The organism is Amycolatopsis sp. NPDC034160, assembly GCF_055575355.1.
In genome coordinates this window covers 1-10,514 of record NZ_JBVISU010000045.1, presented here as the reverse complement: position 1 = coordinate 10,514, position 10,514 = coordinate 1, and the positions used below count along the sequence as shown (strand labels likewise).

Below are 10,514 nucleotides of genomic sequence, written 5' to 3'. Positions count from 1 at the left end.
AGCACGCGTCCGCAGCGAACGCCAACACACCTGGGGCCAGCGCACCACCCACGCAGCCTGACCAACCCGGCCAACCTATGTGGTCACAGCACTAGCGGCACACACGTCATCCCGCTGCACGTAACGTTGGCCCGCCGGCCCGCGACTCTCGCGGGAGCGGTGGGCCACCGCTGCATGCGACCTAACTGAAGCAGATGTATCGCGGACACATGCAGCGGCATGGAGCCTTGCCTCGCACGGCGGAGGAGCAGATGGCAGCAGACGGACACGCCGGGAACACCGAACATGCTGCGGTGTTCATCGACTTCGAGAACCTGGCCAACGGGGCCGTCAACACCCTCCCCGACCAGGCCAATTCGATCCCTTACGCGGCGCTGAAGACGGTGTGCCGCGACTACGGCAACGCTTCCAACCGCCGGGCTTACGCTGGCTGGGCGAAACAACAGTTCGGCAAGTACCAGCAGGGCCTCGCCATGAACGGCGTCGACCTCATCCATCTGCACCGCATCAGGATCCAGCAGAAAACGCTGCGGGCATCCACCTGGCCGTCAAACGTCATGGAAACGGTCATCACCCACCCGGATGTGGGGATGTAGTTGCTGGTCGCCGACGCCGGCGACTACTCGCCGTTCGTGCAATGACTGCGTGAATTCGGCAAGCACGCCGTCGGCGTGGGAACGGAAGCCTCGGTCAGCCCGCAGTTGGTGTCAGTGTTCGGAATGCAACCACAGGGGCATACTGATGGCCGCGATCGAACCGAGCGCGCAACCAGCCGTCAAGGCGAGCTCTGACATCCGGGACGGCGAGCGACTCTTGATGTATGCACTAGGCCAGCACCGGTCGGTCAGTAGCAAAATCAAGCTATCCATGCACAGGCACGGAAAAGAGGTTCGCAAGGTCGGATTGTCCCAGGATGTCGTCCTAGGTTGTTGTGGCGTAACACAAAGGACCAACTCGCCCGCCGGGCACGGCGGTCGATCGTCCACAGACCAGCAGGTATCTGCTCTCTTAGGGTGTTCCGGGCCTGGCTGGTGGACGCAGTGCGCCGGGACTGAATCTCGCTGGTCAAGTTCGCGAGGACGGTGCACGCCGATATCAGGCTTGAGACGCGGAGTTTCTCCGTGATAAGTTGAAGAACTCATCGCACCGCGCTGGGAGCAGGAATACACCTGCCCGACTCCATCGAGCTGGCTCCGCGCGTATCGCCCATATTTCGTGGTACTGCGTGTATGCAGGCTCGTTTCTGCTGGATGCGGAGTTATGAATGCCCAAGCAAGCTGGAGCTGTCAGCTCGGTTTTGCGTCCTCTGATGGTTGGCGATCTCATTGACGGGCGGCGCGTGGCTGGATTCACCTGGCTACCGCCGGAAGACGCGGACGAGACGTGGGCCCCCTCCTCAGCGGGGGACTGCCTGGTCTTCGAAGGAGAGGGGCTGAACCGCCCTGTGGCCCGCCCTGTCCCGCTGACATCAGAGAATGCCACTGCGCAGGCACCAGTCCCACCCGGCGATCTTCCGCCGGAAAGGATCCACAAAGCGGAGGACGTCGGGGATGGCACCGCAGACCGCGCACAGCTTCTGCTCGATTCACCCGGTGCTCCATGGCAGCCAGTGATCAGGACGCTGACCGCGACAATCCATGCCACCGGGCACCGGTCGTGGTTGGCGGGCGGCGCGGTCCGGGACCTGCTGGCAGGGTTGCCGTTGCACTCGGTCAATGACCTGGACCTGACAGGAACAGTCCCACCAGGCAGGTTCACCGACCTGGCGCGGGTCGCGCTGAGATCGAACCGGATGAGCGAGCACCGCAGCACCATCACTCCGCACTCCCTGGTGTGTGCGGCAATCCCGCCGCACAGTGCGGGCAAGCCGAGCGCGAAAGACGACAGACTGGTCGAGTACTGCGGGCTCAAGCGGACCGGATTCGCCTACCCCGTGGTGGGCTCCAGCATCGCCGAGGATGCCCTCACGCGAGACTTTTCATTCAACGCCCTGCTTTACGACGTCATGGACCACCACGTCCTCGACGGTTCGGGCTACGGGATCGACGACCTACGACTGGCGGACCGGCCCCCGTTCCACCCGCGCTTCCGCCCCCTGGCGTCGGTCCTGGCACCTGTAGACGCCGCGACCATCATCGTGCGGGCTGCCAAGTTCGCCCACCGGTGGAATATTCGGCATCAGGACGAGCTTCTGTCAGCCTGGATCGGTCGCCTGGACCCACACCTGCCCCAAGTGCTGACCCCCGGCTGCTGGCGTCGGCTAGCCAAGGAGTATGCGAAATCAGTGCGGGCGGCCGCAGAAGAGCAGGACGCCTTCGCGAACCTGTTGTCGGAACCGGGCCGCACCGTGATCACCACGCTGATCGGAGGCCAGCGATGACCGCCGTCCACCGTCCGCTGAGCCCGTGGGTCGCGCGCCTACCCCTCCACCCGGCCGCCCCCGTCGTGGTCAACGACGGCGACCACCGGGCAGACGCCCGTGCCCTGCCGCAGTTCGCCACAGGCTGGAAACGCATCGCAGTGCAGCTTGACCAGCTCAGGACTGGTCTGGGCCTGTCGCTCGAGGATGGCTCGGCCGTCGTCGAGATTGACGACTATGGCCGCCCGATCGCGGCCGCGCCCGCGGAGGTCGAGGTCGTGGCAGCCGTCGAGGCGCAATGGCGCAGCCTCGGTTCCGGCACCGCCGCGCAACTGTCGACGCTGGCGACCGCAAGCCCGTGGCTGCGGTTCTGGCTGCTGGAGCGGTTGCGCGCCGAAGGAAACCCAGGCGATGAGGCGTTCACGATCCTGCCTTGGCACCTGCTCGACTCGGGAGCGCGGTCGGTGACGAGAATCCTGCGTGGCGGGTCAGCCGACGGTGAGCCAGTCCACATCGCCCACTGGCTTACCCCCGCGATCGTGGGACCCTGTGGTGCTCTGGAACAGCTTGACGAGGGACTTCTCGGCCGGAACCCCAGGATGGCTCGAGCAGGCGCCGCAGCTTTCCTCGACAGCTTTCGAGACGTGGTCGTGGAGCGGATTCCGCAACACATACGCACGAGCCTCTTGGACTTGGTCGAGGTCATCGGCGGACTGGACCCGATGTACCTGCACTCGTCCCGGGTTGTCGCCTCCCGTTTGCGCGGCGACACCACAGTGCCGCGTCTTCGAGCCATCTTCGACTCCGTGCTTTCCGCTGCTGCATCGAATGAGGCGTACCGCGACGTCACTGTGAACTTCGACGAGCAATCCCATCTGGTGTCCATGTCGGAAACACAGGGAGGCAATCTCGAACTGTCGATGGAGATCGTCGCAGCGGACGGCGACCGGGACGGCCCCATCGACCGGCTCGACCTACCGGTCCAACCTGTGCGGGTCACCTCGGAGGAGACTGGGGCCACCATCACCCTCTGGATTCCACTGGACCGGGTCGGGGACCATTGGACGGGTGACGTGACCTTCCCGCTGCCGCAGGGTATGTCGACGGTGGACGTGGAGGACCTGCCGATCGATCCAGCCGAGCTGGTGTCGGTTCCCGTGCCGGAACTGGTGCGTTCCATGGACTTTGCCACCGGGCCAGCAATGTACCAGTGGGATCGGATCACCGTCGGCCTGCCCGATCACCACCCGGTGGTTCAGGCTCTTCGGGAATACAGGTCGCGCCGATGAACCGGGACATGGACTTGAGCGATTTACTGGCTGAGCTGCCTGCCGGCCGGTCTGCCAACCTGAGGCAGAAGCAGCAGGCGAGAAGCCTGCTCAAGGGCGCAGTCCCAGGCCTATTCATCTATGTGCGGCACCTGGTCGCGATGAACGACGTCGCCGGGCTGCAACAGATGTGCAGTGGCGACACGATCCTCCATGACGCTCTGAACCGCGGGACCAGTGCTGTCAATGAGGCACCCTTCAAAGGCGCTCGGGAGAGCCCCGTGGTCAGTGCAACCCGCGCGGTGGCAGCACTCGGCCTGGTGCTGGTCGACAAGCCCGAGAATGCGATCGCCCATCTCGCGGTCTTCCGAGACTGGCGCGAGCTCAGCGGACTCGCCACTGCGACCGAACCGGTCCACCGGCTTCCGAGTAACGCCTCCGGTCCCCATATCAACGTGCTTCGGGAGTTGGTGGATTCTGGACAGCTGGACGTCATGGTGCTGTGCCAGTTACTGGCGCTGGACGGCTGGTTCCAGGCAGGGGAAGGCTCTGAAGGACAACCGCCCGTTTCGCGCCAGTCCCGAGTCCGGCGGTGGTTCGCCGACCGCCGCCTCCCCGGGAGGCGTGGACCCAGCGTGCGAGTGCTGTTCGACAGGGGCAGCGAAGGCCAACAAGCCATCCTGGAGCTGTGGTGGCTTCCGAACTTCCCCAAAGGTCTGTTCGCCCACCCCGCGGCCATGTCGCTCGGTGCCGCTGACGCGCAGTTCGCGTCCGCGCTAGCAGCCGCGTGGACCGCGTCGCGAGGGGCCCGTCACGGCGCACTGTTGTGGTCCCTGACAACCGCTGACGGGCCTGTCAATTACATCGCCGGTCCGTCCTTGGGCCTCGCATTCACTGTGCTGATCGCCGAGCACCGCAGGCTCGCCCGCCGTTTCGTCGGCGGGTTCACGATCCGGCGCTTGAACCACAGGTTCGCGATCACCGGAGCGCTCGACCCCGCCAACCTGACCAGGACCGCGGGCGTGAGCGGGTACGAGTCGAAGATCACGAAGTTGAGCGATGACACCGTGCTGATCTTTCCGGAGGTCGACCAGGAGGAAGTCAAGAAGGCTGAGGCGAAAGGCGTCCGTAACGTCGTCCGCCGACCGGCGGCCACGTGGCGGCAGGCCGCCCGTGCCAGTCGCCGGGTGCGACCGTTGCGCTTGGCTGTCGTCGCGCTGACCGTCGCAGTGGGCATCCTGGGTGTTGGGGTCCCCGTGTTTATTACTATCGCCCGGGAGTCGGCAGCCAACGAGAAGCAGGCCAACGCGTCGAAATTGGCTGCCACGGCATTGTCGAACCTCAACACCCGTCTCGACACCGCTCGACTGCTCGCTGTCGCCGCCTACCGAAAGTCGCCCAATCCGCAGACACTATCCGCGCTCTTCCAAGTGGCGGCTGCCAGCCCGCAACTGGTTCGGTTCATGCCCATCGACTTCGAGGTGAGCGCCATGGAAGCGACCCGCGACGGGGCGAAACTGGTGTTCGGGACCGCCTCCGGCGACCTTGTGCTGCGGGACGTTAACGGCGCCCAGTCGAAGAAGGTCCACGTCAGCGGGTCTCCCATCACGGCGGTGACCTCAGACCAGACAGGGTCACTCGTCGCGGCGGCGGACGCCACCCACGTATACCTCTGGCACCCCGACAAAGGCACCGCACCGGTCTCGACCGAACTAAAGGTGGAGGGCCCCGGCCACCCACTGTCGATCTCGCCCTCGGGTCGTACCGTCGCCGCGCTCGCCGCTGACTCGGAATACACCCGACAGCTCCGCCTCATCGACAACGAGTCGGCACAGGTCGTTCGCAGCGCGGAGGCGCCGGTAGGGACGGACGGGATCATGCCGTCCTTCGTCGGGAGAAGCGACGATAAAACGATCACGGTCGGGTCGGAAACCGGGCGGTGGGCTACCTACACCACGAGCGACTTAAGGCCGAAGAGTCAGGGGGGTGAGCTACTGACGCCCGCGTCGTACCTGTGTTGCGGCTACTCGGTCAACGGGGACTACGTGGTCTGGTCGAAGTACGGCGAGGTCACGGTCATGCCCGCGAACCCGGCCTCCGGCAAGACCGCCGCGGAATCGATCCACCTCGATGGTGTCGACACACCTAGCCACCACGCCGTGTCTGCCGATGGTGGCGAGGTGGCAATTGCTGTGGGCGAGGATCTCTGGGTGTCCGAGATCGGCAAGGAGATCGACGGTAACCCGGTTCAGACCACACCGGCTAAGCTCAGCGGCGTGGGCCGGGTGTCAGCCGTGGCGTTCGTCGGCGACGGGCACCGCCACTTGGCCGCCGTGTCCGGCTCGAGCGTGGCGTTGTTCGACCTCGAGCAGGTATCACCCCTGGTAACCAATGTCCCCCGCACCGCGCCGTCCTCACCGACCGTAGGCATACCCCCGAAGGTCGATATCTCACCCGATGGCCGGCGAGTCATCGCGTTCGGTAGCGATGAATTGGTGGTGACGAACAGCCCCGGCTGGCCAGATGGTCAGAAGCTGACCCCGCTTCCTGGTGCCACGTCACAACCGCTCTGGGACGCCAACGGCAATGCGATCAACTTTCTGGGACACAACGGGGCCGCGAACACAGACGCAGTGCGTATCTCCGCCGACCCGCAAAGCATCGACACCTGGCCCACAGCCAATAGCGATGGAAATGATAGGAGCGGCACCGTGCTCGCTGCACGGCTCACCGCCGACCGCTCGAAAATCGTCCAAGTCGACGACCGAGGTCGGATCTGTGTGCGCGACGCAGTGTCCGGGGCAGTCCTCGACCGCCACGCCGGCCTGGACAACGTTCTCGCACCGCCATCCGCTGAGCAATTGGGCAAGGCTGCGGTCAGTGCTGATGCGAGCCTGGCGGCAATCGTCCTCCCGGAAGGTAAGGTGCGGGTCACCGAGATCGGCAGCGGAGCCAATCATGTGATCGAACCGGACTCACCGGCGACAGCTATCACGTTCGGGACCGGTGAACTGCTCGTCCAGCGGCAAGATGGTCAGCTCGACAGGTGGACTACCAAAGACTACGTGCTCGCCGGCCGAATGCCGGGCGCTGCCAGCTACACCCAAGCCGTGGCAGCGATCCCTGAAACCGACCTGGTGTCGAGGCTGACCGAGCAGGGCAACATCGAGCTGTGGTCCACTCAGTCCGCCACCCGCCTCGGTTTCTTCACCATCCCCACACCTGCGGACAACATCAGCGCGACCCCATGGGCCGCGACCTCGCTGATGGGCGCGCCGACCGGCAAGTCCGTGGTTAGCGCGGGCGGCGGCGGCCTCATCATCCCGTGGAGCGTGGATTCCGAACACTGGGCGCGCGAGGCATGTAGGTCAGCAGGCAGGAATCTCACACCCGAGGAATGGAAGCGATTTACGACTGCCGAAGTTCTGGAAGACTTGACCTGCAAGTGAGGCCAAGTCGAGGTAGCAGCGAGCCGTGAGCACGAGTCGCAGTCCGCTCTTGCTGTTTTTTGAAATAATCGGGTCAGGCGAGCGGTCCGTGCACGCCAGTGAGGTTGGCGCGGGTACAACACCCTCTTCGAAAGGTGCGCTGCGCCTGCAGGCCCACCCGGCGCGATAGCTGGGTGTACTACTTCGAGGAGGGAATCTACGACAACCTCAGCCGGGTCCCGCAGTACTGCCGCAGACTCCATAGGAGGCTTGGTCCATAACGAGTTTGGCGCGATGACCTCTGTGGTTGACCGGAAACAGCCCTGGTCGGCGTCGGCGGTTAGCTGGGCGATCGTGATGCGGGTGGCGCGGTTAAGCTGGTCCGGCCTGATCGCTGCCGAACTGGCCGGCGCCCACGACGAGGCCGTACGCGTCCAGCTGATCCTGGACGCGACCGGCGTGTGTGGCGGTGCAGTTATTCGATGACCCGGGCGACACGACTCCGGCGGGCGGTTGCTGCGGCTCCTCAGAGCCGGAGACGCTGACGGTGCCGTCACACCGGAAGCTGAGCGGATTGGACTCGACCACAGCGGCCCGCGACACCCGCGGTGTCCGGGCTACCCCCCTGCGCAAGTGGCGTCGTAACGCACGCGGCCGGTGAAGAGACTGTGGGGGAGATCGGACACTCGCCCGTAGTCCGCTCAGCGCACAAGAGGGCGGAGGAGGAGGCTTGTGGTGGCAACGCCGAAGGCCATTCGCCAGCGCCGCCTTGTGTTGGTATTGGCGCTGGTGGTAGCACTGGTGGCTGGGGGAGTGTCGGCGTGGTTGCTGAGCGACGGGTCGCTGCGGGGCGGTTCGGCCGCGTCCGCCGCCGGTGAGACGTTCCGGGACCTCGGCAGCGGGGTGAGTGTCGCGGACAGCGCTCCGGACACGTTGAAAGCAGTTGCCGACAATCAGGTAGCGAAGCCGTCATTCTCGGAAACCGAGTCGCTGAACGGGGTTGTGCACATCACCCCGGACGGAAAGCTTGCCCAGCCGGTCACGCTACGCTTCGCGTTGAACCGGCCGGTCGAGGCCGCCGACGTGATCATCGCGGTCAATCGAACGGTTACAGCCGACAGCTGGGAGCTCGTAGTACCGTCCAAAGTGGAAGGTGGCTACGCCTTTGTCACGACGAACCACCTGTCGTGGTGGGATCCCCTGTTCCGCAGTTTTAGCAACCTGGTGGACGCGGCGAAGACCGAGCTGAAGAATAGCTTCGACTCGTTGACCAGTGATGCGTTCGCCGATGCCGAGAAACCGCAGTGTCCGGGTCAGCAGGACGCCCGCGCCCAGGGTTACTCGATCGGTTCGAAGGGCAGCGATCCGTTGTATTGGTGCCTGGGGATCGAAGGCGGCAAGCCGACGGTGCGGATCGTTGATAAATGCCGATATCCGGTCCTGGTGAACCACGCCGGAACCACCGTCGCGCAGCGGCCGAAAGACCGGTTCGGCTTGCAATGGCTGGCCCAGCAGTCGTTCAGCGACAAGCGCACAGAGCTGATGCCGTTCGACCAAGCTGCACTGAGCTACCAGCTCGCCAAGGACCAAAGCGTGAGCTTCACGACAGAGTACGACGGGTTCGCCGAATCGTTGTACCAGCTCGAATTCGGGGTGACCACGCTGATCAACATCCTGACCCGCTTCGGGGCTGGCGCGGGCACCATCAGCAACGGCGCGATCAAGATCAGCCAGTACGACCGAATCGCCGAAGCCACCGGAAAGTTCCTGCAAGTGAAGGGATGCGCGGAAGCGCTGAACCGGAGCACACCGGACGCCGGTGCCATCCTCAGTGGCTGTTTCGACCCAGCCACCCTCGGGCAGGCGTTCGGCTGGAAGGGTGAACTCCTCGGCGCCGTGCTGGTGGCCGGGCCGGCTGCTGAGTTTCTCCGCAATCAATTCGAGAGGCCGTGTCATGACAACCGTGTAAGCCACGGATGGACCAGGATCGGGTCGCTGACGGCGACCCAGAAAGGCTCCATCTGTGACCGAGAACACGTCGTCCGATCGGGCTGCGGGATCCGCGGCCGGCGAGGTACTCGCTCGTGTGCTGCCGCAGGAAACGCTTGATGCGTTGGTGAAAGACGCGTATGCGAACGGCGGGGCGCTGGGTGCGCAAGAATTGCTGAACGAGATGACCAAGGCGGTGCTCGAACGGGCGCTGGACGCGGAAATGACCCATCATCTCGGCTATGAGAAAGGAGACCCCGCCGGGAACGGGTCCGGGAACTCCCGGAACGGCAGGTCCCCGAAAACCGTGTCCACCACCAACGGCCCGGTCGAGCTGGCGGTGCCGCGCGACCGGAACGGTTCGTTCGAACCGGCGATCGTGCCGAAACGCGCACGCAGGCTGGGCAATATCGACGAGGCGATCCTGTCGCTGTATTCGCGTGGTATGACCACGCGGGACATCGAATCCCATTTGCGTGGAGTATATGGCGTGAACGTGTCACGGGAACTGATCTCCAATGTCACCGAAGTGGTGACCGACGAGATCGCGCTGTGGCAATCCCGGCCCCTGGACGAGATGTACCCGATCCTCTATGTCGACGGCCTGCGGATCAAGGACAAGGGCGTGGTCACCTCCAAGGTCGCCTACCTGGCCATCGGCGTGGACATGGAAGGCCGCAAACACGCCCTCGGACTCTGGATCGCCGACGCCGAAGCGGCGAAATTCTGGGCCAAAGTCGTCACCGACCTGCGCAACCGCGGCGTGAAAGACATCCTGATCGCCTGCTGCGACGGCCTGACCGGCCTGCCGGACGCGATCCGCAGCGCGTTTCCCGACACCGTGGTCCAAACCTGCGTCGTGCACGTGATCCGCAACGCCATGCGGTTCGTTTCCTATGGCGACCGGAAGAAAGTCGCCGCAGCCATGCGGGACATCTACACCGCGCCGACACTCGAGGCAGCCGAAATCGCACTCACTCACTTCGACAAAAATTTCGGCACGCAATACCCGGCCGCGATCCAGGTGTGGCGGCACGCCTGGAACGACTTCACGCCATTCCTTGACTATCCACCCGAACTCCGCAGAATCGTCTACACGACAAACCTGATCGAGAACATCAACTTCCAGCTCCGGAAAATTACCAAGAACCGCGGCCATTTCGACAGCGACACCGCCGCAACAAAACTGCTCTACCTCGGACTCCGCAACATCACCAGCAACCGAGGTGGACCATCAGGAACCGGAACCCGAGGGTGGAAACAAGCACTCAACACCCTCGCCGCACTCTTCCCAGACCGCATGCCACTCCACTAGAATAAGACAAGAAATCATCCGTGGCTTACACGGAAATCATGACAGTGCCATTCGAGACGCTGAGCCTGGATCCACCGGTGTGTTTGTGGGTTGGTCTTGGTGGTGGTTGTTGGTGTTGTTTCCGGGTTGGTGGGCAGGATGGGGTGCCGGTCGTC

Annotated in this window: 7 protein-coding genes; all 7 read left to right on the top strand. The window is 64.3% G+C overall.

Annotation, left to right across the window (positions count from 1 at the left end; genetic code table 11):
- The first annotated feature begins 251 nt into the window (after positions 1-251).
- The 7 genes from ACZ54P_RS40645 to ACZ54P_RS40615 all read left to right on the top strand — a co-directional run bounded on the left by ACZ54P_RS40645 (position 252) and on the right by ACZ54P_RS40615 (position 10,359).
- Positions 252-596, top strand: coding sequence for an NYN domain-containing protein (locus ACZ54P_RS40645; RefSeq protein ID WP_465466958.1), 345 nt, complete (start codon positions 252-254; stop codon positions 594-596).
- A gap of 1,013 nt (positions 597-1,609) precedes the next feature.
- Positions 1,610-2,380 carry a nucleotidyltransferase family protein gene (locus ACZ54P_RS40640; protein ID WP_465466957.1) on the top strand — a complete coding sequence of 257 codons (771 nt, stop codon included), beginning with the start codon at positions 1,610-1,612 and terminating at the stop codon, positions 2,378-2,380.
- Positions 2,377-3,648, top strand: coding sequence for a hypothetical protein (locus tag ACZ54P_RS40635; RefSeq protein ID WP_465466956.1), 1,272 nt, complete (start codon positions 2,377-2,379; stop codon positions 3,646-3,648). Before ACZ54P_RS40640 ends, ACZ54P_RS40635 begins: the two co-directional genes overlap by 4 nt.
- Positions 3,645-7,076, top strand: coding sequence for a WD40 repeat domain-containing protein (locus tag ACZ54P_RS40630; RefSeq protein WP_465466955.1), 3,432 nt, complete (start codon positions 3,645-3,647; stop codon positions 7,074-7,076). The genes ACZ54P_RS40635 and ACZ54P_RS40630 overlap by 4 nt, the downstream gene beginning before the upstream one ends.
- Positions 7,077-7,349: 273 nt before the next feature.
- Positions 7,350-7,541 carry a hypothetical protein gene (locus ACZ54P_RS40625; protein WP_465466954.1) on the top strand — a complete coding sequence of 64 codons (192 nt, stop codon included), beginning with the start codon at positions 7,350-7,352 and terminating at the stop codon, positions 7,539-7,541.
- Between the two features lie 249 nt (positions 7,542-7,790).
- Positions 7,791-9,164: a hypothetical protein gene (locus tag ACZ54P_RS40620; protein ID WP_465466953.1), complete on the top strand. Its 1,374-nt coding sequence runs from the start codon at positions 7,791-7,793 to the stop codon at positions 9,162-9,164.
- Positions 9,142-10,359: an IS256 family transposase gene (locus tag ACZ54P_RS40615; RefSeq protein WP_465466952.1), complete on the top strand. Its 1,218-nt coding sequence runs from the start codon at positions 9,142-9,144 to the stop codon at positions 10,357-10,359. The genes ACZ54P_RS40620 and ACZ54P_RS40615 overlap by 23 nt, the downstream gene beginning before the upstream one ends.
- Positions 10,360-10,514: the final 155 nt, after the last annotated feature.

Excerpts from the sequence above, each read along its gene's own strand:
- ACZ54P_RS40635 (WP_465466956.1), top strand. The coding sequence starts at position 2,377 with ATGACCGCCGTCCACCGTCCGCTGAGCCCGTGGGTCGCGCGCCTACCC.
- ACZ54P_RS40645 (WP_465466958.1), top strand. The coding sequence starts at position 252 with ATGGCAGCAGACGGACACGCCGGGAACACCGAACATGCTGCGGTGTTC.
- ACZ54P_RS40625 (WP_465466954.1), top strand. The coding sequence starts at position 7,350 with ATGACCTCTGTGGTTGACCGGAAACAGCCCTGGTCGGCGTCGGCGGTT.
- ACZ54P_RS40630 (WP_465466955.1), top strand. The coding sequence starts at position 3,645 with ATGAACCGGGACATGGACTTGAGCGATTTACTGGCTGAGCTGCCTGCC.